18 protein-coding genes, 2 rRNA genes and 1 pseudogene (1 of these 21 only partly in view) are annotated in these 21,918 nt (G+C 58.1%); 5 read left to right on the top strand and 16 right to left on the bottom strand.

All coding sequences use genetic code 11. The features are described from left to right. Positions 1 to 30 precede the first annotated feature (30 nt). From GURA_RS05735 to GURA_RS05715, 5 genes are read left to right on the top strand one after another with little or no spacing between them, the layout of a single operon-like run. The gene (locus GURA_RS05735; protein WP_011938051.1) at positions 31 to 879 is read left to right on the top strand and encodes an FAD/NAD(P)-binding protein; all 849 of its coding nucleotides are present in this window, start codon (positions 31 to 33) and stop codon (positions 877 to 879) included. After that, the gene (locus GURA_RS05730) at positions 876 to 1,631 is read left to right on the top strand and encodes an NADH-quinone oxidoreductase subunit B family protein (protein ID WP_011938050.1); all 756 of its coding nucleotides are present in this window, start codon (positions 876 to 878) and stop codon (positions 1,629 to 1,631) included. The genes GURA_RS05735 and GURA_RS05730 overlap by 4 nt, the downstream gene beginning before the upstream one ends. Further along, complete coding sequence (locus GURA_RS05725; protein ID WP_011938049.1) at positions 1,615 to 2,892, top strand: Ni/Fe hydrogenase subunit alpha; 1,278 nt, start codon at positions 1,615 to 1,617, stop codon at positions 2,890 to 2,892. Before GURA_RS05730 ends, GURA_RS05725 begins: the two co-directional genes overlap by 17 nt. Before the next feature lie 55 nt (positions 2,893 to 2,947). Continuing rightward, on the top strand, positions 2,948 to 3,643 hold the full coding sequence (sfsA, locus tag GURA_RS05720; RefSeq protein ID WP_011938048.1) for a DNA/RNA nuclease SfsA: 696 nt from the start codon (positions 2,948 to 2,950) through the stop codon (positions 3,641 to 3,643). Positions 3,644 to 3,671: 28 nt separating this feature from the next. Then, positions 3,672 to 4,121: a hypothetical protein gene (locus GURA_RS05715; protein WP_011938047.1), complete on the top strand. Its 450-nt coding sequence runs from the start codon at positions 3,672 to 3,674 to the stop codon at positions 4,119 to 4,121. On the opposite strand, the gene GURA_RS25265 is transcribed toward GURA_RS05715, so the two are convergent. The 16 genes and pseudogenes from GURA_RS25265 to GURA_RS05645 all read right to left on the bottom strand — a co-directional run. Beyond that, entirely contained in the window at positions 4,105 to 4,290 is a 186-nt protein-coding gene (locus GURA_RS25265; RefSeq protein WP_407639368.1) for an MBG domain-containing protein, read from the bottom strand. The two genes, GURA_RS05715 and GURA_RS25265, sit on opposite strands and share 17 nt — an antisense overlap. 110 nt (positions 4,291 to 4,400) lie before the next feature. Further along, positions 4,401 to 5,036, bottom strand: coding sequence for a BACON domain-containing protein (locus GURA_RS05710; RefSeq protein WP_157046130.1), 636 nt, complete (start codon positions 5,034 to 5,036; stop codon positions 4,401 to 4,403). A 2-nt stretch (positions 5,037 to 5,038) separates the two neighbouring features. Continuing rightward, positions 5,039 to 5,404 carry a hypothetical protein gene (locus tag GURA_RS24130; protein ID WP_157046129.1) on the bottom strand — a complete coding sequence of 122 codons (366 nt, stop codon included), beginning with the start codon at positions 5,402 to 5,404 and terminating at the stop codon, positions 5,039 to 5,041. 61 nt (positions 5,405 to 5,465) lie between these two features. Next, positions 5,466 to 5,657, bottom strand: a complete 192-nt coding sequence (locus GURA_RS05705; RefSeq protein WP_011938045.1) for a hypothetical protein — start codon at positions 5,655 to 5,657, stop codon at positions 5,466 to 5,468. Between the two features lie 70 nt (positions 5,658 to 5,727). Further along, positions 5,728 to 6,285: a hypothetical protein gene (locus GURA_RS05700; protein ID WP_011938044.1), complete on the bottom strand. Its 558-nt coding sequence runs from the start codon at positions 6,283 to 6,285 to the stop codon at positions 5,728 to 5,730. 81 nt (positions 6,286 to 6,366) lie between these two features. Next, positions 6,367 to 7,878 (bottom strand): InlB B-repeat-containing protein, encoded by a 1,512-nt coding sequence (locus tag GURA_RS22675; protein ID WP_049818887.1) that lies wholly within the window; start codon positions 7,876 to 7,878, stop codon positions 6,367 to 6,369. Positions 7,879 to 8,002: 124 nt separating this feature from the next. Next, complete coding sequence (locus GURA_RS05690; protein ID WP_041245294.1) at positions 8,003 to 9,661, bottom strand: WD40/YVTN/BNR-like repeat-containing protein; 1,659 nt, start codon at positions 9,659 to 9,661, stop codon at positions 8,003 to 8,005. A gap of 16 nt (positions 9,662 to 9,677) precedes the next feature. Beyond that, positions 9,678 to 11,009, bottom strand: a complete 1,332-nt coding sequence (locus GURA_RS24575) for a WD40/YVTN/BNR-like repeat-containing protein (RefSeq protein WP_268741738.1) — start codon at positions 11,007 to 11,009, stop codon at positions 9,678 to 9,680. 605 nt (positions 11,010 to 11,614) lie between these two features. Beyond that, a pseudogene (locus GURA_RS25090) lies at positions 11,615 to 11,800 on the bottom strand (Ig-like domain-containing protein); the annotation flags it as partial. Then, positions 11,746 to 13,161 (bottom strand): LamG-like jellyroll fold domain-containing protein, encoded by a 1,416-nt coding sequence (locus GURA_RS05675; RefSeq protein WP_011938040.1) that lies wholly within the window; start codon positions 13,159 to 13,161, stop codon positions 11,746 to 11,748. The gene GURA_RS05675 and the pseudogene GURA_RS25090, both read right to left, overlap by 55 nt. Before the next feature lie 121 nt (positions 13,162 to 13,282). Next, the gene (locus GURA_RS05670; RefSeq protein WP_041245292.1) at positions 13,283 to 13,501 is read right to left on the bottom strand and encodes a hypothetical protein; all 219 of its coding nucleotides are present in this window, start codon (positions 13,499 to 13,501) and stop codon (positions 13,283 to 13,285) included. A gap of 200 nt (positions 13,502 to 13,701) precedes the next feature. Next, the gene (locus tag GURA_RS05665; protein WP_011938039.1) at positions 13,702 to 14,160 is read right to left on the bottom strand and encodes a hypothetical protein; all 459 of its coding nucleotides are present in this window, start codon (positions 14,158 to 14,160) and stop codon (positions 13,702 to 13,704) included. Between the two features lie 133 nt (positions 14,161 to 14,293). Beyond that, a complete protein-coding gene (locus GURA_RS05660; RefSeq protein WP_232278978.1) occupies positions 14,294 to 17,446 on the bottom strand; it encodes a BTAD domain-containing putative transcriptional regulator in 3,153 nt (1,050 codons plus the stop codon). Positions 17,447 to 17,749: 303 nt separating this feature from the next. Beyond that, positions 17,750 to 18,682 carry an IS1595 family transposase gene (locus GURA_RS05655; protein ID WP_407639336.1) on the bottom strand — a complete coding sequence of 311 codons (933 nt, stop codon included), beginning with the start codon at positions 18,680 to 18,682 and terminating at the stop codon, positions 17,750 to 17,752. A gap of 201 nt (positions 18,683 to 18,883) precedes the next feature. After that, positions 18,884 to 19,000 (bottom strand): 5S ribosomal RNA (gene rrf, locus GURA_RS05650). A gap of 181 nt (positions 19,001 to 19,181) precedes the next feature. Then, positions 19,182 to 21,918, bottom strand: a 23S ribosomal RNA gene (locus GURA_RS05645); it runs 237 nt beyond the window's last position.

Raw genomic sequence — 21,918 nt, 5'->3', positions numbered from 1 at the left:
ACTCCGTTCAGCGACCAATGGAGTTGGGAAATGCCCGTTGACCAGATGACAAACATACCGTCACCGGCCGAGATTGTTGAGATCAAGCCGATCTCCGGCGACACGGCGCTCTTCCGGCTGCGGCTGATGAACGAGGAGGCAGCGCGCGACTTTACCTTCGTTCCCGGACAGTTCGTCCAGGTCTCAGCGCCGGCTGCCGGGGAAGCCCCCTTCTCTCCCCTGAACCCGCCGGGAAATGACGGCGCCCTTGAGTTGTGCGTGAGAAAGGTGGGGCATGTAACCTCCCAGCTGCACAAGGCACGGCAGGGGGATGTGGTCGGCATCCGTGGACCTTTCGGCACCGGATTTCCCATAGCGGAGATGGCCGGCAAGGACATCCTGCTACTGGCCGGAGGTCTCGGCATCGTGCCGCTCCATTCGCTTCTCTGCCACCTCCTTGAACAGAGGGATGCCTATGGGTCGATTACCCTCATGTACGGCGCCAGGGAGCCTTCCGCCCTCTTGCTCCGCGATGAATTGAGGGAACTTGCCTGCCGCCGGGACATGCGGCTGATGCTGACCGTCGATTTTGCCGCCGAAGAGAGTGCCTGTGAACCAAGCTGCAATATCGGTCTCCTTCCGGACCTGTTGCGTGGGGTGCCCATTACCGCAGACAACTGCTATGCAGCCGTCTGCGGTCCTCCCGCACTCTATCGCTGCATCATCGGCGAATTGCAGGGGCTGGGTTTTTCCGACCGGCGCATCCTCCTCTCCCTGGAAAGAAGGATGAAATGCGGATTGGGGCGCTGTGCCCACTGCGCCGTCGGACAGTTGCTCTGCTGCATCGACGGACCGGTTTTCCGCTACAGCGACCTGAAAACCATCGAGGGGGCCTTATGACCAAGCCGGTCATCGCCATCGCCGGGCTTACCGCCTGCTCCGGCTGCCAGCTCACCCTCTTCAACTGCGAAGAGGAACTGCCGCAGGTGGCTGAACGGTTCCGCTTCGCCTGGTTCCCCATGGGGCTTTCAGGGAGTGATGAATGCGGGCCATTGGACGTAGCGTTTGTCGAAGGAGCCGTTTCAACGCCGGAAGACCTGGAAACGCTCATCAACTTGCGCAACCGGAGCAGCCTTCTCGTCGCCATAGGCACCTGCGCCATCTGGGGCGGAATAGCGGCCATGAAAAACAACGAATCGCGGAAGGAACTGGCTGAAACGATCTACGGCGATTCCGCCCATAGCATCAAGACCTTTGCGCCCGGACCGCTTCAGCGCTTTGTTACGGTCGATTTTGCCATCACCGGTTGCCCGCCGGAGAAAGGGGAACTCCTGACAACCTTTGCATCGATCTTGCACGGCACGCTGCCGGTGTTTCCCGGCTATCCTGTCTGCACGGAATGCCGCAACCGCGAGAATCTCTGCCTCCTCATCGAGCGGAACGAGATGTGCCTCGGCCCCCTGATCCAGGCAGGTTGCAATGCCCGCTGCCCGACGGTTTCCATAAAGTGCGAAGGGTGCCGGGGGCCGGCAGCTGAAGCCAATGTCGCTGCGGAAATGGAGCTGCTGCTGAAAAAGGGATTCTCTCGCCAGGAGATCATCAGCAGGATGCGCCGTTTCTACCCGGAGTGGGACTATGAGCAACGTTATTGAGATAAAGCCCCTCACCCGGGTGGAGGGACACGGCATCGCCCGGGTTTACATGGACGGCAAGCGGGCCGAACGGGTCGAACTTGCGCTGACTGAGCCGCCGCGGCTGTTTGAGGCGCTCCTCTTGGGGAAAAGCTTCGAGGAGGTGCCGGAGATCATCTGCCGCATCTGCTCCCTCTGCTCCACAATCCATCGGGTAACGTCCCTGCTGGCCGTTGAAAATGCCCTGGGGATCGATGTCTCCGAGGAGACCCGCCTCTACCGGGAACTGATCGTTAACGGCGGCCATATCCAGAGCCACGCCCTCCATCTTTTCTGCCTTGCCCTGCCCGATTACTATAATGCCGCAAGCTTTGCCGACCTGGCAACACATGCGCCGGAACTGTTAAAACTGGGGCTGCGGATAAAAGGAGTTGGCAATTTGATACAGGAAACCGTAGGGGGGCGGCTTATTCACCCGGTGAACATCGTCCCCGGCGGCATGGGAAAACGGGTCAACCACGCGGGATTACGGGAACTACAAGTGGCACTCGAAACCATCCTCCCCGACACCATCGAAGCTTGCAATCTGTTCGCTTCATTCGCCGTTCCCGGCCCCCCTCTGCCGCGTTCAATATTCATGGCCGTGCAAGGGGAAACATCATCTCCGCTGTTCGGCGACAGGCTGGATTTAAGCAACGGTCGATCCTTCATGGCCTCGAACTACCGGGAAGCCTTACCGGAAAAGGTCATCGGCCATTCCTATGCCAAGCAAAGCCGCTTCGAAGGAGAAGCCGTCATCGTCGGCGCACTAGCCCGGCTCAATGTGGGAATGGGGCTGACAACCATGGCTAATCAGGCTTTTCTTGATGCGCGGGAAAAACTGATTGACACGGACATCCGGGGCAACAATCTGGCCCAGGCCATAGAGCTGATTCTGGCCGTAGAATGCTCCCTGGAGATCATAGCCACCCTTTTGAGCTTCGAGACAAAACCTGACAGACCGGTTTCTATCGCGCCGCGAAAAGGGAGCGGCAGCGCCGCCACCGAGGCGCCAAGGGGAGTTCTCATCCACAGCTACAGCTTCGACAACAGGGGGTTCTGCACGGCCGCAGACATCATCACCCCCACCGCCATCAACCAGGCAGCCATGGAACGTGATCTGCTGGCCCTTGCCAGGGAAATGGAAGGTGCAGACGAGGCTGAGTTGAAACTGAAGCTCGAAATGCTGGTACGCGCCTACGATCCCTGCATCTCCTGCGCAGTCCACCTGGTCAGGCTCTAGATTCACAGACGTTCTTCATTGCATTGTTACCCGCCGGCGTGATATTAACATCTCCATGCAACTGCCAATCCCCTTATTTCCTGCCACGCTCATCCGCCGCTATAAGCGCTTTCTTGCTGATTTCGAGCTGGAGAGCGGCGAAATCGTCACCGCCCACTGCCCCAATTCCGGCAGCATGAAAGGGTGTGCAACACCCGGAAGCCCGGCATTCCTCTCCCGCAGCGACAAGCCGGAAAGAAAACTCAAATATACCTGGGAACTGGTGAAGGCGGATGGCTGCTGGATCGGGATCAACACCGGACTACCCAACCGGCTGGTGCGCGAGGCTATCGAAAACGGGCTTGTCGCTGAACTTCAGGGGTATCAAACAATCCGCCCGGAGGTTCGTTATGGTGAAAACAGCCGGATCGATCTGCTCCTTTGCAATGCGGATCAACTCTGCTATGTGGAAGTGAAGAATGTGACCCTTGTCGAGGGTAATGCAGTACTCTTCCCCGATGCGGCCACCACCCGCGGGCAAAAACATCTCCGCGAACTGATGGGGGTAGTCAGACAGGGACACCGTGCGGTGAATTTCTTTGTAGTGCAGCGGGCGGATGGCGAATTTGTCGCCCCAGCCGATTTAATCGACCCGGAGTATGGCAGACTGCTTCGCCAGGCAGCAGCCAACGGCGTTGAAATCCTGGCCTACCGGGCCCACGTGGCGCCGGAAGGAATCAACATCACCGGAAAATTATCAGTGCGTATGTAATTCACCCTGTTTGCAAAGGAGGCGATTGATGAAAGTACCGCAGTTTACCATTTACGCAAAGAGCGCAGGGGTTGAAATCAGTTCCTACGAAAAGCGGCAGGAGGGCAAACCGCACGAGGGACGTATTTCTTTTCGTTTCTTCAAAATGGAGAGTAAAGCACAGCAGATCCGCTTTGTCGCCGAACCATGGGAATGTTTCGATCTGTTCCGCAGGATCAACAAGGTTTACCGGGATGGGGGCAAAGAAACCCTCACCCATAAGTTTGAAAGCAAAGACGGCGAGATAGTCACCAAATTGACTGTCGAGAAATACGATCGAAACAACAAGGCGGGATACGCCTTGATCATCCAGCGCGGCGACGACAGCATTAACGTCTCCGCCACTGAAGCTCACTTTCTGTATGCCGGAGAGTTTCTTCGGCACCTGTCACTGACCCAGGCATGGGTCGAGGAGAAGGAGGCTAACACACAGAAGTGATAGTTAGCGTCGCTGACCGTGGCGACGACCGTATAGTTCCCGGCGTGGTCGGGGGAATGGCGGAACCGTTGTAGGTGATCGTGACGGCAAGTCCGGCCGGCGTGGTAGTTGCCGTGGCGGACTTTGGCGAGCCATCATAGGTTGCCGACAGGTTGCCGAGGGTGGCGATGGCGGTCGCCTTGCCGACTGCCAGGGTAAAGTCCTGCTGTGCGCTCCCGAGGATGTTGGTGCGCTATGCTGCCATGCCACGCCCATTTAAGCCTTCATACTCCTGAGCCTTCAGTAGTGCGACTGGAAAAGATCTGTCGTGGCTGACCCCTTGATATCCCTGGTCTTGAAGGTAATGATTGCATTACGGCTGGCCCCTGTGGTGTTCTCGTCCGCCGTGATGTTTACCCGCGTGTTGTCCGCTGTCCCGCTCGCCGGTTCTATACGGCACCAGGGCTGGCCGGGAAAAACCGACCAGTCGCGCCCTACGCCGATGTCCACGGCCTTGGATTGCCCCGCCTTGTCAAGGCTCATATTCTTGTCAACCATCAGCAGCGGAGGGTACGGCAGCGACACGAAAAAGGTCTCGCCGGCACACATGTGTATGTGTTCAAACTTGGACAACCAATAGGCTGCGATATCTTTTCCCTGGCTGCAGACATGATCCACTGCGAATTTCGAGCGGAACCACTTGGCATCGTAACCCTCGCGTACATCACCGGAAAACCGCCAGAGCCATTGATTGATTGGCTGAAACATGCCGTGCTGCAGCTCCGACGCACGAGTGAAGTCGACGAACGCGAAGTATATTATCGGAGAGACCTCGCGGAACTGATAGCGCCACTTGGCGTTCGACCCGTTATCGAGAGACTCGTTGAATGCCTGGCAATCTTGCAAGGTGACTTCGCTTTTGTTATGCAAATTCAATTTCAGTCCGACATTACCGGTCGGCTTCGTGCCTTCGAACCCCACATCGCCCTTGAATTCCCAATCGACACTGCTGGAAACCGTTGTCTTGGTGGTTCGGTGGAAGGACTGGAACGAAACATCTGCACAGCGGGGTCCGCCACTCCCGCAATCCAGTTGTCCATGGTGTAGTTGCCGATGTAATACCCTTCCCAATGATAACCGGCGCCCAGGAAATCCTTTACGTCACAGGGATGATAATTTCCGCCGGCTCTCAGTTGTCCTTCCTGACGCACGTAAAACCAGTCCGCCTGTTCCTTGAAATCATGAAGGGCATAGATCGTCACAACCGCTTCTACATCTTTGCAACTTGCCGGGCCACACTGCATATCCGACACCCCGATATTTTTTTGCCTGAACAGTCCCTCACCACCTTTCCTGTCCCCCCGATTACAATTTCGTTTTTTTCCGCTTGCCCACTCCGCGCTTCAACACCGCGGCCAGCTCGTTAATGTCGGTAAACGGCACCCGTTCTCCGCTGCCGTCGAGCATTTCCACCAAACCGGTGATATTGGCAGGATCTTCCGTGTCAATGCGGTAAACCCGCACGATAAAGCTGTTTGCGGTCGAAAGTTCGGTCATGGTGATGAGAAAATATCACGCCGTTACCCACAGATTGCCCACAGATTGGAAAATAATTATTTTCATTGCGCTATTGCGCAGCGTCAATAGTGATCTTGATGCTGTCCGTCAACACGACAGTGCTCAGGGTGGACGGGTCATAGCCAACCGCCTTAGTCACCTGCACCACAGGGAAATTCAAGGCACGTAAATCACCCAGAGTAATAACCGGGGTGGCTGTCACGTCGCAGGTCAGCCGCAAGAACTCGCCAGAGCGGTAGCTGCGGCTTGTCGTCGCCATGGAAAGCCGCACCTTGCGGGTTGATGCCGAGTACGTGCCAAAGGCCAGATTTGTCCCAGCCAGCACACTGCCGGCCGTCATCGCTGCCGGATCTATCGAACCCGAGGCGCCGCTGACGGTGGCCACACTCATCCCTTGCGGCAGCGTTACGAACAGGTCGATGGCGCTGATCGGCACGGATAGAGTGCGTGAGCTGTACGCGCTGAACGTGATCACCGATTTCCCCGCCGCAAAAACATACGAGTCGCTGGTGGTTGATTGAGTTGTCAGTTGCACATCCGAATTGCCGCAACCGGACAGCGTAGCGACAAGAAAAGTTGCAGCTGCCAACATCAAAATTCTATTCATGATATTTCTCCTTCGTAATTGGTTCATTTGATAATCCCGACAACCTTGTAAAGAATTACGAGCACGTCCTCGATATCCACCTTACCATCGCCCGCCGATACACCGTTGACCAGCGGCGCCACGTCCATCATCACGGTTTGGGCAGGCGTGGGGGGGATGGCGCCGGACGCAATCTGCAAGGCCACCAGGGCATCCATGATGGTGAAGATACTGCCGGTTTGCGTTACGCTGACAGCTGCCATGGCTGCCGCCGAGATATTCCCCGAATCGTCCTTGGCGTAGGCGTAAAGGATCTTGCTGCCGCCGGTGGCACATGTGTAGGAAGCGGGAGGTGTGGAACTCCAGCCGCTGGCAGCCGCATCCGGCGCGGTGGAACTTTCGGTAATAATATAGCCGGTGGACGGCGGTGTCGTCGGTTGCCATAAAGTTTGAGACTGTCACTATCAAACTGGTGGTGCTGCCCGATACGCTAAAGCCGGTTACCGTGGGAGCGGTGATGTCCGGAAGAGTGATGGTAACAGTGACGCCGGCTGCTGCCGAGACGTTGCCCGCCGCATCCTTGGCAAAGGCGTAAAGGATTTTGGCCCCGGCAGTGGCAAAGGTGTACGAACTGGTCGGTGTGCTTGTCCAGTTGCCGCTGTTTGCCGTGGCGGAGGCCGATTCACTCAGCAGATAGCCGGTAACGCCGACGGCGTCACTGGCGGTGAAGCTTGTCACGGCCACGGTCAGACTGTTTAAGGTAACCGGAAGCGTAAAGGTAACAACCGTTGGTGCGGTACTGTCGGACAGGGTGATCACCACCGCCGCCGGAGCCGGAGCGGAGACGTTGCCGGCAGCATCTTTGGCAAAGGCGTAGAGGATCTTGCTCCCCTGAGAAGAGAAGGTATAGCCGGTCGGGGCTGCAACGCTCCAGCCGGTGGCATCTGCGGCAGGCTGGCTGCCCGATTCGCTGACCAGATAGCCGGCAACACCGCTGTCGTCCCCCGCGGTAAAGCTGCTGATGGCAACCGTCAGACTGGTGGCGCTGGCCGGGATGATGAAGCCGGTCACCGAGGCGATATGGTAATGGGGGGCCGGCGTCACCGTGAACTGGGTGGTGGCGCCGTAATTGACGCTTTGCGGGGTGTTCGGGGCAATGCTGCCGTTGGCCCCGGCCGCCGGGGTTACGTTGTTATGAGGATTCAGGGTGAACGTGGCCGCCACGCTCGAATCCTGGCCGGCGGCAAAGGTGCAGCTCCCGTTGCCCGAGCAGGCCGAAGCCGAACCGGTGCCGCCGGACCAGCCGCTGAAGGTGGAGCCGTTGGCTGGGGTTGCCGTCAGTGTTACCGTATCGGCGTCGCTGGCGGCGCAGCCGCCGCTCGTACCGAAGCCGCAGCCCGGGGTTGCCACCGTGCCGCTACCGGTGCCGCTGCCGGTACCGGCAAAAACGGCCGTGCCGTCGTCGCTGATGGCCAGGGCGGTGATAGCTCGATCCCCCAGGCCGTTGGCAAAGGGACCGGCGCCGTTCCAGCGGCTGGGAAGCGGCGCCCCCACCGCAGTAGCGGCGAGAAGGACTGTGAGCAGGAGCGATATCGGCAGGCAGCATTTATTCATGGTCTGTTCCTCTTATTGCGGCAGTACTGCGTTCGTAACTCCCCCTGCCCCCCTCTTATCCCAAGAGGGGGAACTTTAAAGCTCCTCCCCTTAGCTTAAGGGGAGGCGGGGGAGGGGTTAGCCTTTACGGCAGCCCGCGGGTCATGACCGCCCACGTCCCGCAGCCGTTATTGCTCACGAACGCCCCGGCCTCGGTGCCGGCGAAGAGCTTGCCGTTCTTGTCCATCCCCAGCGACAGTACGTTCAGGTTCGGCGGCTGGGTGCTGCAGGCGGCCCAGTGGCCGCCGCTGTCCGTGCTCTTGAACATCCCGCCGCCGTAGCTCGCGGCGTATAATCTGGTGGTGTCGCTCTTGTCGATCGTCAGCGCCTTGACCCGCAGGCTGGCCGGCTGTTGGGCCGCCACGCTCCAGGTGGCGCCGCGGTCGGCGCTCCGGTAGATCCCGACGCCGTCCAGCCCGGCATAGAGGATGGTCGAGGTGAGCGGATCGACGACGATGCTGCTGACCGGTCCTGTGGCGGGACAGGCCGGAATGGCGCTGAGGGCCGTGGCATTGCCGTTCCAGTAATAATCGGCATTGCCGGTGCCGGCGATGTTACCGTTGAAGCTGACGCCGCAGGAACCGGCCAGGTCGATGGCAGCACTGCAGCTCCCCTTGGCGCCGCTGGCGCTGCTGTCGTTATCCAGGTCGCTGGTGCAGACGAAGAGCGCGCCGCCGTAACCGGCAGCAGCGTTCTGGCCGCCACTGCCTGCCGTGGCGCTGTTGCCGCTGAAACTGACCTTTTTCAGGGTGAGGAGGCCAGAACGGACAAAGATTGCCCCCCCCATGCCGGCGCCGGCGCCGGCGCCACCGGTGGCACCGGGAGTTCTCGCTCCACCAAAATATATCGCATTCATATAAGTATTGGCATAGCCTCCAGTACCGCCACCACCGCCACTGCCGCCGCCGAAACCTCCGCTGCCGGGGCTGCCACCGCCACCAAACTGTCCCGGCCCGCCACTGCTGCCGGTGGCGCTGGCGGCGGCAGCGCCACCCCCGAAACCGGTTACCGTACAGTCCGCATAGTCGCCAAGTCCGGAGCAGGCGCCGCTGTTATCGGCCGCATCGGCCCAGAGACCGCCGCCGCCATTAACAGCGCTCGTGGAGGCGCCCAACATGCCGGCGCCGCCGATATTGGTGGCCAGGGTGACACCCCCTCCCTGGGCGCCGTTGTTGGTGAAGGAGATGTTCTCCAGGGTGACGTTGCCGCCGTACACGAAGAGCGCCCCGCCCAGTCCGGCGCCGGCGCCGCCGTACTGGCCGCTGTCCCCCCCTTTGACCATGCAGCTGTTGACCGTAATACCCTTGAGCGTCACGTTGAGGTTGTTCAGTGGCGGATAGACAACGCCGCCAGTTGTGGTGCCGGCCAGAGCGCCGCCGATCAGGAAGGGACGACCGCTGCTGCCGGCGCTGCACGAGACACTGCGCACTCCGCTGACCGGAGCGATGGTGACGCTCTGCTCGATCAGTCGCCGCATCCGGCCGGTGAGCGCGACGTTGCTCACGAGGGTGATCGTGTGCGGGCCAGGCCCGGCATTGTTGGCCGCCTGGATCGCCGAAGAGAGGGTGCAGTCGCTGTTGCCGCTGCTGGCGCAGTTGGCCATGGCGTCGCCGCTGCCGTTGTCGTTTTGCGCACCCACAAAGAAGCTGCCTCCCCGCGCAGTTGCAGGAGTCAGCCCGAACCAGGCTGCCATGAAGGCCGCAGCCAACCATCCCGCTGGTCTGTACGGTCTGCTTTTCGTCATAACCATTGCCTCCATTTCAGTATGGCAGTCCGCTGTTCAGTGTTGTCCAGCCGGCACAGCCGTCGCTGCTGGCGAAAATCCCTACCTCGGTTCCGGCATACAGCCATGGCGGGGTGCTCTTGTCCATGGTCAGCGTGAGCACCGCCTGGCTGAAGGGGAGACTGGCGCAGGCGCCCCAGTGGCTGCCGCTGTCAGTGCTCGCGTACACCCCGCCGCCGTAGCTGGCGGCAAACAGCTTGGTGCTGTCCCCCGGCTGAATAACCAGGGCCTTGATCCGCAGATTGGCCGGTTGCTGCGCCGGCGCGTTCCAGGTTGCGCCGCTGTCCGTGCTCTTAAAAATCCCGGTGCCATCGATACCGGCATAAATAACGTTCGGCGCGACCGGGTCGATGACGACGCTGCCGGCAGGACCCGTGGAGCTGCAGGCAGGAATGGCGTCCAGGGCCGTAGTGTTGCCGCTCCAGTAATAGTCCGGGCTGCCGCTGCCGGCGCTGTTGGGGCCATTGCTGCCAATGCTGACACCGCAGGAGCCGGCAACATTGACACTGCCGCCGCAACTCCCCTTGGCGCCGTTGGCGCTGCTGTCGTTATCCAGGTCGCTGGTGCAGATGAAGAGTGCGCCGCCGTAGCCAGCCGCGCCCCCGGAACCGCCGGTGCCGGCCAGCGCCTGGTTGCCGCTGAAGCTTACGTTCTTCAGGGTCAGGCTGCCGGAGCGGACAAACACCGCCCCCCCCAAGCCTGCGCCGGCTCCGCCGCTGCCATAGGCGCCTCTGGCTCCTGCGACGCCCGTATAACTACCGTAGGAGCCACCGCCACCCGCGTTCCCGGAAGCGCCGCCGAAACCGCCAGCGGTACCGCCACCGCGGCCACCGCCTGCTCCGGGGGGGTACGACATCCACCAGCCGACTGCTCCGCTGCCTCCACCGCCTCCACCACCGCCAAAACCGCCATGCCCACCGGTTCCACCACTGCCGCCTTTGCCAACCACGTAGATGGGGTTGCCGACATTACCGCCATTACCGCCATTGCCACCTTTGCCACCTTTGCCACCTTTGCCACCTTTGCCACCTTTGCCGCCTGCGCCGCCACCGCCGCCACCGCCGCCGAAAGCGCCGAAACCGCCTACAGCGCCGGCAGCGCCAGAAATGGTACTGCCTCCGTTTGCGCCAACTCCGCCGCCATTACCCCCCCCGCCGAAACCGGCCGGTGCGCCGCCCCCGCCGAACAGGGTAGCGGCACAGCTGGCGTAATCGCCAAGACCGCCACAGGCGCCGATGTTATCGGTCGCACTAGACCAGAGACCGCCCCCGCCAAGAATGGCGCTTGTGAAAGCTCCATTGCCGTACATCCCGCCACCCCCAGCGACGCTTGACGTTGTGGCTCCCCCCCCTGGGCCCGGTTGCCGTAGAAGGTCATATCTTCCAGGGATACGTTGCCACCGTAGACGAAGAGCGCCCCCCCCAGTCCGGCGCCGGCGCCACCACCAAGGCCGCTGTCCCCACCCTTGGCCATACAGCCGCTGATGGAGAGCCCCTTGAGCGTGACGTTCAGGTTGTTCAGGGTTGGGTAGGCAACGTTGCTGACGGTGGACCCGGCCAGGCCGCCGCCAATGAAAAATGGCTGGCCGCCGCTGCCGGAGCTGCACGAAACCGTGCGGGGACTGACATCGGCCCGGATTGTCATGTTCTGCTCGATCAGCCGTCGCATCCGGCCGGTGAGGGTCACGTTGTTTTTGAGCGTGATGATGTGCGGCCCCGGGCCGGCGTTGTTGGCCGCCTGGATTGCCGAGGAGAGGGTGCAGTCGCTATTGTCCGCGCTGGCGCAGTTGGCGATGGCGTCGCCGCTGCCGTTGTCGTTTTGGACGCCAACGTAGAAAGAGCCTGGGGTGTATACTGTTACGGTGAGTGTAAATATTCCGCTGGAACCGCTGAAGTTACCGTCACCGCCATAGGTTGCTGTTATGGTGTGCGACCCAATGGCCAGGGCCATGGTGCTGCAGACGGCATGGGTACCGCTCAGGGCCACCCCGGTGCAGATCGGCGTGGCGCCGTCGCTGAAGGTTACCGTGCCGGTTGCCCCGCTGGTTACGGTGGCGGTAAAGGTGACCGGCTGACGCCGCTTATGGTAACCCCGGAGCAGATCGGGGTGGCACCTTCCTTGAAAGTCACCGTGCCGGCCGCCCCCGGCGGCGTCGCAGTGACCGTGGCGGTAAAGGTGATCGCCGGACCGTAGACTGCGGGATTGAGGTTTGAGGCAACCCCGGCAGCGGAGCCGTACTTTACCGTCATTTGCAGGTTTTGACTGTTTCCTATCAGACCGGTTGCGTCCAAGACCCTGACGGTGAATGAATAGGTACCGACTGTCGTGGAGGCGCCGCTGAGCGTGCCGCTGGCGGACAAACCGAGGCCAGGTGGGAGCGTGCCGGAGACGATAGTAAAGGTGTAAGGTGTTTTGCCGCCATTCACGGTTAGTCCCTGTGAGAAGTTAGTTCCCACAATCCCCTTGGACAACGGACCGATGGCGGCAACCGGCGCCTGGCCGGAGGAGTTTAATCCCCAGCAGGCGACCGTACCATCCGTCTTGACCCCGCAGGTATGGCTTTCACCCGCGCTTACCAGGGTGAACGGCCCGGCCACGACAGCAGGAGCCTGCCCCTTGGAATTGTCTCCCCAGCAGGCGACGCTGCCGTCGGGTTTTACTCCGCAGGAGTGAAGTTCCCCCCCTTCTACGGAGGTTGGGAGCTGTTTGTCGTCGTTGTAGATGGCCAGCACCTCTGCCGCCGACAAAGCCCGGTTGTAGAAACGGATGGAATCGAGTTTGCCGGTGAAGGGATAGGGCAGACCGTTGACGTTATCCGCGCCGATAATCAGCGGCAGGCTATTGGCAGTCAGGGTGCCGGTCACCGCGGTGGCGCTCTTCTCGGTCCCGTTGATAAAGAATCGGGTGGTATGACTGCTGCCGTCGTAGGTGATGGTGACGTTATACCAGACACCAGGCTGAACATCCGACCAGGAGTATTGGGAATAGGGCTGGCTCAAACCGGCATGATAAAACAGGAGTAAGTGATCGGAGTTTCTGAGCATCAGACCAAGGCTGTTAAAGTTATCCTTGGTAAAGATCGACTGAAAGTCGTAGCCAAAGTATAGGTCGTTCACCGCGGTGAAATTCACCCATAACGAGGCGCTGAAGCCGTTGGTGAAGCTCAGGCTGGGGGAGTCAGGCACGGTGATGAAATCGAATGCGTTGTAAGAGCCGTCAAAGAAATAGGCATGATTCGTCCGCCCGAACTGGTCCAGGGCGGATCGCGACGGCCCACTGATGGTGCCGGCATGGTCGTTGCCGTTATTGCCGGTGCCGCTGGCATCGTTGGCGTTGGCGTTAAACGGATACCAGGCCACCAGACCGTTGGTCGGCGCCGCCGCAAAGACCTGCCCGGCAGGCGGCAGCACCAGTGCCAGCAGCAGCGCTCCGGTGAGAGACAATAAACGGAATCTGATCATGGTGGTGACTCCTTATCTGCGTGTAGCCGTATCGATTCTTCAAATCACTCGTTACAAAGGAACCCGGCAGGCAAAAGATTGAGGGTTATTTGTCTTGGACTGCGAGAAACAAGACCCGCCCCTACGCTTTCGCACCTTTTCCCCGCCCACGCCGCTTTCCGGCACCACGGTTCAACAACGTCGCCAGTTCCCCAAGATCGGTAAACGGCTGCCGTTCCCCGCTGCCGTCCAGGGTTTCCAGCTGCCCGACAAGTTTGTGCGGATCTTCCGTGTCAACGCGGTAAACCCGCACGACAAAGCTGTTTGCTGTCGATAGTTCAGTCATGATGGAAACCATCATCTCATACGGCCACCCACAGATGACCCACAGATTGGGATAAAAATTATGCAGACCATTAGGTGGTTGTTGGGGAATAGATGCTGCGGAGGAGGAATGGGGATTTACCCAGAAAACGGCGGAGAACGACTTTTTCGAGGTTACTGCATTTTGAATAACCTGGGGGACGCACGTCGCCGGCGTCCCCCAGGAACCTCAAAAGATCAATCTGCCTTCGTATACGTAACCGTTCCCTCCAGGCGGAAATCTCCCAGTCCCGCGCAGGCGGCGCTCAGGACGTTGGGGATGAGGAAGTCGCCGGCGGACGATTTCAGACGAAGGGATGCCGAGAACCATGCGCCGTTCAGCTCCAGGGTCCCCTCGCCGCAGTATTCGCCGTGCGGCTTGACCCGGACCCATGGTATGGCCGCGGCGCCGGCTACCGTGCCGATTTGCGCGGTGACCTTCCCCAGTTGGATATGGACCTTGGTCCCGTCGTAGTACGTGATCCACCCCTCCAGGTTTGCCCCGCCGGCGCTTTGGGAGAAGCTGAAGGTTACGGCGGCGTCCAGCCAGGTCTCGTTCGCGGCCGAAGGTGGCGCGAGCTTCTTCAGTTCATCGGTAACCTTGACGAGTTGCGTGATGGGAAGGACGGTCTTGGCGATGCTCGTGATGTCTGACATGGGTGAATCTCCTTTCATTGTTGCGGATTTATTCAGCATGTCCGGATTCTGGCAGACGGCTACCCACAGATGACCCACAGATTGGAAATTTTTTGAAAATTTTTTTAGCTTAAAAACGGGGGGAGAACGGGATTTATTGTTGGTGAACCATGGCGGTGTAAACGGCGGTGGTTTCGGGGGAGGGTTCTATGCCCAGCTCGGACTGAAGCAGGCTGCGGCAACGGTTAAAGGTTTTGGCGACAGCGGCGTTATTGCCGAGGTTGCGCTGGCAGACCATGAGACACCGGTAGACCTCTTCGGCCAGATTGTCCGTCTCGATGCCTTTTGCATAATAATCGGCGGCCTGCTCCCATTCCCCGGCCTGCTCGCAATGGCGACCCGCTGCAAGGATGATGCGGAGCAGCCTGTTCCTGAGCGTTTCGCGGCTGGCAATTACAAAGGAGAGGGCGGTGTCTGCAGGAAGAAAGTTACCATTATAGAGGCCAAACGCCTTTTCACGAAGCAGCACGCTCTGTTCGGGCGGAGCCTGCCCGATCTTCTCGAAAACATGATTCAGGGCTAGCGTGTCCACCCAGCAACAGCGCGGATTTATGGCCACCTGCCGCGCCCGGCAGGTGATGGAGGTCTCGTCGCCGAGCAGCTTGCGCAGGCGGCTCAGGGTGGTCTCGAACGATTTGTGCGCCTGGTCGCCGTCGGCATCGGGCCAGAGGTCGTCGTTAAGCCGCTCTTCGGGTACGTCACGACCGCCGCGGGCAATGAGCGCCTTGAGCAGTTCCAGCGGTTTTCTCTGTTCCTTGCCGGTAAAATGCAGCGGCTCATCGTCCTTGACGATCTCGAACCTGCCGAGGGTGTAGATTTTTATCGGGTACGGCCACTCCTCAAGGCAACATGCCGAAGCGGCGCAGTCGGGAGGTTGCGGGGGAGCAAGCCCGAGTTTCCTGATGACCCCTTTCACGTAATCGGGTTCGATCCCTTCTTCCAGCGCCACGGCAAACAGGAAGCGCATGACATCGGGCTGATAGAATTCCAGGTGGACATAGCCGTGCCGCCGCCCCAGCGACAGGCTGCGGTGCAGCGACAGCAGCCCTTCCGTCTGTTTGCCATGGCGCAACTGAAACCAGGCGGAAATCAGAAGCGCATACCACTCCAAGACCTGGCTCTTCATGGTCTGGCTCATCCGGAGTGCATTCTGGATGTGTTTTTTGGCCTCCTTAAGGTGACCGAGCATAAACTCGGTCTGGGCAACGCCGATATGCCAGAGCGCACGGTAATAGGGAGTCCCCATCCGCTCTGCCTTTGCAGCCACGATGTCCAGATGTTCAACGGCACGGGACGGCACGCCGGTGAGGATCGCAAACCAGGCGGCGTTGACGTGGTAGAAGTAGCTGTCCAGCGTTTTCTCCATGCCAAGCAGAGTGGACATCTGCTGTTTCAACAGGTCCGACGCCAGCTCCCGGTTGCCCGATGCCATTTCCGCAGCCGCCCGGAATCCCCACAGCAGGGAATCAAAGACAAGCACGCCGCTTTCGGTAGAGATTTCCAGCCCTTCGGCAAGTGTGCTCAAGGCCGCATCATACTGGGCGGTAATCCAGTAATGAATCCCTTTCATCAATTTCAGCCGGATGACGGCAAAGGGGGACGGCTTGCGCTGACGGATCTCAGCCCCGGCCCGCTCTAACAGCAGGGCATTTTTGTCGTACTCCCCTTTCCACAGGTAATAAACGCTCATGCAGAACATGGTGTCCATCTGGATGTCAAAAGAGGGGTTTTCCTGAAGGAGCGCGGAAACACGCTGCAACCATTCCTGTACCCACTGCGGCTGGTCGGTCTTTCGCAAGGTAAGCGCGATGAGCATCCGGGATGATGCGATCAGGTCTGTCTCTTGCGAGGGAAAGTCGGGCCAGATGCTCCGAAGTTCTTCGAAGAGCGTTATGCAACCGTCCAAGGGCTGCCACTCGTCCAGCCCGAAGGCATAGGTATCCACAATGCCGGCCCAGGAAAGATAGATGCCGGTGGTGTCGCCCATGGCCCGGAACGACGCGAAAGCCTTTTCCAGGGATGCCCGGCCGCGGGGCATATCCACCGGGATGGCGCACATCCCGCTCCAGTACAGAAGCCACGGCTCATCGTCCGCCGGCCCGCCGGGGATGGCTGCCAGCCATTCCTCGACGGTCTTGCTGCGTCCCTGCCCCAGGAGTTCCCTGGCATGACCGGTCACCATGCGGCCGAGACCATCCCGGTCTCCGGCATCGCCGTACAGCCGTGCCGCCTCCTCCATCCGGCCGTCCTGTTCCAGGAGCAGTGCGGCCTTTCTTTGGACAGCGGCCACTTCATCGGGAGCGCATGCCGTTTCTGCCCGGTTCAGGAGAAACTCCCGGAACAAGGGGTGGTACTGGTAGGCCTGTTCGCTGCCGGAGAGCCGTTCCGTAAAATAATGGCGGCGGTTCAAGGTGGAGAGGATGCGCCCCGCACTGCCGGACCCGGTCAGCCTGTCGGCCAGCGGTACGCTGAGCACGGAGAGGAAGGCGGTCTTCAGCAGGAAATCCCGAACCACCTGTTCCATCCTGTCGAATATCTCTCCGGCAAAGTAATCGAATATCCTGTCACAGGCAAGATCCGCCGCCCCTTCGATTCCCGTTCCGCCGAGCCCTGCCCGTTCGAGCATCAGGATGATGCCTGCGGCCCAGCCCTGCGACTTTTCGTGCAGCATATTTGCGTGTTCATTATCCAGAGCCGGTATGCGTCTCTGAACAAGCTCCATTGATTCTGCAAGGGTAAAACGGATGTCGCTGTACCGCAGCAGGCCGATCTTATCATTTGCCCGGAGGCGGGAACAGGCGGACGGCGGGCCGCTACGGCTTATCACCATGACATGAACACCTTCGGGGATACTGTCAAAACCGGTGGCCGCCATTTCGTGAAATGGGGATTCAGCGGGCACATCCTGATAATTGTCGAGAACGATGACCGCTCCCATCCCCATCCTCGATAAGGAGGGAGAGCAATGAGGCATTACGCGGCTGTAGAGTATCTCGAAATATCTTCTGGTAAAGGTGGGGATGCCGGCCAGATATTCCGGCGTCAGCAGAGGGAGGGGCTTCTTGTAACGCGGTGCGGCCTTCTTTGCGGCAAGCCCCATGTAATAGAAGAACGTGGCGAGATCCGCGTCCCCTTCATCGCATTTATACCAGATGCAGGGAAGTTCCCGCGCGTCAAGATAGCTTGCAACAAGTGTTGACTTGCCCGAACCGGCAGGCGCGGATACCCATGCGACAGGTTTAGCCAATTTTTCATCAAGAAGAGCGAAAAGTCTCGTTCTTTGCACAACCTTGCACAGAGTTGGGCGAGATATTTTGGCCGATATTTTCTTACCCATAGTCATATCCGCAAACAGTACAACCTGTGTTATGGTCCGCCAGATAGTACAACAAGCACTATCAAGATTACAATCCTTATCATATACAGTTTTTCCGTGTGAAAGCCATGAAATAGTGTGCGGTAGCATAGGCAGGATTCAAAGCCAGCGTCAACAAGGCAAGCGGGGGTAGCAACGGAACGAGGCTCGGTGGCAGGGGATTAAAGCTCCTGATTAGCGCCAATCTTCAGCCAGTCTGAGATTGTGCTCGGGATGCTTGCCAGTAGTAGCCGCCGCCGAGATCAGTCGCGAGAGCATGCCGCGCAGATCCTTCCGGCGGTTGAATCGGTATTGAACCTCAGCCAGGTAACGAGTTCCATACTTTTCGAAATCAAATGCATGGTACGTTCCAGAGATCGACGTCTTGAGGTTGCCGAGAATGGTATTGACCCAATTGAAACACACAATGTCGGTACTCTTGCGTTTCTTCCCGACAATGGTTGGGGTATGGAAACATCCAGCCTCGGTAACTGCACGAAAGCAGGCCAGTCCGTCGCTTACCACTGTCGCTGAAGCTGACAGTGACCGTTTTGCCCATTCGGTGACTACTTCGCGGTTAAAGGCTGGCACCTTTGTAAACACAGCACGAAGTGGATGGCCCTTTTCATTGGTTTCAACAGCAGCAATAAACGGCGTCTTGTTTTCCGAACCTCGCCCGGCCTTGCCTCCTGGGTTTTCTCCACCCAGGTAGGCATCATCTACTTCGACCCGGCCGAGCAAAATCGTGTCCTGCTCCTGTTCAACCATAACTTGCATGAGCTTGTGCTTCACACGCCATGCGGTTTTGTAGCAAACACCGATCAGGCGCTTCAACTCCAGAGCCGAGACATTGTTCTTGGTTTGCGTGAGAAAGTACATGGCCTGAAACCATTGGACCAGCGGCAACTTGGTTGAGTGAAAAATCGAGCCTGCGGTCAGCGTTGTCTGGGTATGACACCGATTGCACTGAAATGTTTTGACTTGTGCATGCCAGACTACACAGTGGCTGGTACTCTGACAGGAAGGACATTTGAAACCCTGGGGCCAGCGGCTCTTTTCCAAGATCGCTGAAGTGTAAACGTGAACGCTGCCGTAAACAATAAAAAATGTCAGAAAGAATAAACTCATTAAACACTTGATCCGATAATTGACGTCCTGGCTTAGATTCTGCAATACACTGTAACAGACTATTTTGAAAAGCCTACTATTATTGTCTTGCATGCACTGGAGCAGAGTAATTCTCGATATTCTCGATATTGGCAGCCGAAGAGAGATTGAGGACGCAAAAAGCCCCACCTCTCAAAAAAGAAGTGGGGCTTTTAAATTAAATCCCGGCGGCGACCTACTCTCCCACACAGCTACCCGTGCAGTACCATCGGCCCTGAGAGGCTTAACTTCCGTGTTCGGGATGGGAACGGGTGTGACCCTCTCGGCATAGCCACCGAGAAACTTGTCGCGCTTTGCGCGTGTTCTAGGTTCAAGGTTCTATGTTCAAGGTTTAAACCTAGAACGTAGAACGTTGAACCGACTTTATCTCGGCAATCGCATATTTGTTTGATTTGCAGTACGGTTTTTTGATTGATTTATATTGGGGGGTGGGTTACCACCCCCCTTTAAGTTATTTTTTATGGTCAAGCCTCACGGCCGATTAGTACTGGTCAGCTAAACACATTGCTGTGCTTACACACCCAGCCTATCAACGTTGTGGTCTACAACGGGCCTTTAGGGGATTGCTCCCAGGGATACCTAATCTTGAAGGAGGCTTCCCGCTTAGATGCTTTCAGCGGTTATCCTTTCCGTACGTAGCTACCCAGCGACTGCTCCTGGCGGAACAACTGGAACACTAGAGGTACGTCCATCCCGGTCCTCTCGTACTAAGGACAGCTCTTCTCAAGTATCCTACGCCCACGGTAGATAGGGACCAAACTGTCTCACGACGTTTTAAACCCAGCTCGCGTACCGCTTTAATTGGCGAACAGCCAAACCCTTGGGACCTACTTCAGCCCCAGGATGCGATGAGCCGACATCGAGGTGCCAAACCTCCCCGTCGATGTGAACTCTTGGGGGAGATCAGCCTGTTATCCCCGGCGTACCTTTTATCCGTTGAGCGACGGCCCTTCCATACAGAACCGCCGGATCACTAAGACCTACTTTCGTACCTGCTCGACTTGTTGGTCTCGCAGTCAAGCTCCCTTATGCCTTTACACTCTACGGCTGGTTTCCAATCAGCCTGAGGGAACCATCGCGCGCCTCCGTTACTCTTTGGGAGGCGACCGCCCCAGTCAAACTACCCACCAGACAGTGTCCCCGACCCGGATAACGGGCCTGGGTTAGACACCCAAAACAACCAGGGTGGTATTTCAAGGTTGACTCCACCGATACTGGCGTACCAGCTTCAAAGTCTCCCACCTATCCTACACAAGCTGTTTCGAATGTCACTGTCAAGCTGTAGTAAAGGTGCACGGGGTCTTTCCGTCTTACCGCGGGTACTCGGCATCTTCACCGAGAATTCAATTTCGCTGAGCCACTGGTTGAGACAGCGCGGAAATCGTTACGCCATTCGTGCAGGTCGGAACTTACCCGACAAGGAATTTCGCTACCTTAGGACCGTTATAGTTACGGCCGCCGTTTACCGGGGCTTCGGTTCAAAGCTTCGCCTTGCGGCTGACAAATCCCCTTAACCTTCCGGCACCGGGCAGGCGTCAGACCCTATACGTCGACTTTCGTCTTTGCAGAGTCCTGTGTTTTTAGTAAACAGTCGCTACCGCCATTTCTCTGCGACCCTCTTCGGCTTCACGTGCGAATCGCTACACCTGATGAGGGCATACCTTCTCCCGAAGTTACGGTATCATTTTGCCGAGTTCCTTAACCAGTGTTCTCTCAAGCACCTTAGGATTTTCTCCTCACCCACCTGAGTCGGTTTACGGTACGGTCACCTGCTGTCTGAAGCTTAGAGGCTTTTCTTGGAAGCATGGGATCAACGACTTTGTGAGCATACGCTCTCGTCATCACGCCTCAGCGTTAATGGGAAAAGGGATTTACCTCTCTTCCCCGCCTACACGCTTAAACCGGGACGTCCAGCACCCGGCTCGCCTACCCTTCTCCGTCCCCCCATCGCAACAACAGGTGGTACAGGAATATTAACCTGTTTCCCATCAACTACGCCTTTCGGCCTCGCCTTAGGGACCGACTAACCCTAAGCAGATTACCTTTACTTAGGAAACCTTGGGTTTTCGGTGACAAGGTTTCTCACCTTGTTTTTCGCTACTCATGTCAGCATAATCTCTTGTGATACCTCCAGCCGTCCTCACGATCGACCTTCGCAGGCTTACACAATGCTCCCCTACCACTCATACCTTAAGGTACGAATCCGTAGCTTCGGTACTATGCTTAGCCCCGTTACATTTTCCGCGCAGACCCACTCGACCAGTGAGCTATTACGCTTTCTTTAAAGGGTGGCTGCTTCTAAGCCAACCTCCTGGTTGTCTGGGCATTTCCACATCGTTTTCCACTTAGCATAGATTTTGGGACCTTAGCTGACGGTCTGGGCTCTTTCCCTTTCGACCGCGGATCTTATCACCCGCAGTCTGACTCCCACAATAACAGTTAGCGGTATTCGGAGTTTGGTTAGGTTTGGTAATCTGGTAGGACCCCTAGCCCATCCAGTGCTCTACCCCCGCTACTTACTTTGTGAGGCTATACCTAAATATATTTCGGGGAGAACCAGCTATCTCCGAGTTTGATTAGCCTTTCACTCCTATCCACACCTCATCCCCTGGCTTTTCAACGCCAGTGGGTTCGGGCCTCCACGAAGTGTTACCTTCCTTTCACCCTGGACATGGATAGATCACTCGGTTTCGGGTCTACTTCCTGCAACTATGTCGCCCTATTCAGACTCGCTTTCGCTACGGCTCCACTCTAAGAGCTTAACCTCGCTGCAAAAAGTAACTCGCTGACTCATTATGCAAAAGGCACGCGGTCACACTGGATTGCTCCATAGTGCTCCCACTGCTTGTAGGCATACGGTTTCAGGTTCTATTTCACCCTCCTCATCGGAGTACTTTTCACCTTTCCCTCACGGTACTGGTTCACTATCGGTCAGAGGATAGTATTTAGCCTTGGGAGATGGTCCTCCCAGATTCCCACGGGATTTCTCGTGTCCCGCAGTACTCGGGTACCGGTTCAAAGAGGCTCATGTATTTCGTCAACGGGGCTATCACCCACTATGGCCAGACTTTCCAGACTGTTAAACTATACATGAACTTTGTAACTCTTCGGGATATCCCCAACCGGCCCCACAACCCCCATACCATCGAAATGATACGGGTTTGGGCTGTTCCGCGTTCGCTCGCCGCTACTGACGG

This window comes from Geotalea uraniireducens Rf4 (assembly GCF_000016745.1).
Classification (GTDB): domain Bacteria; phylum Desulfobacterota; class Desulfuromonadia; order Geobacterales; family Geobacteraceae; genus Geotalea; species Geotalea uraniireducens.
This window is presented reverse-complemented; position numbering and strand designations above follow the sequence as displayed.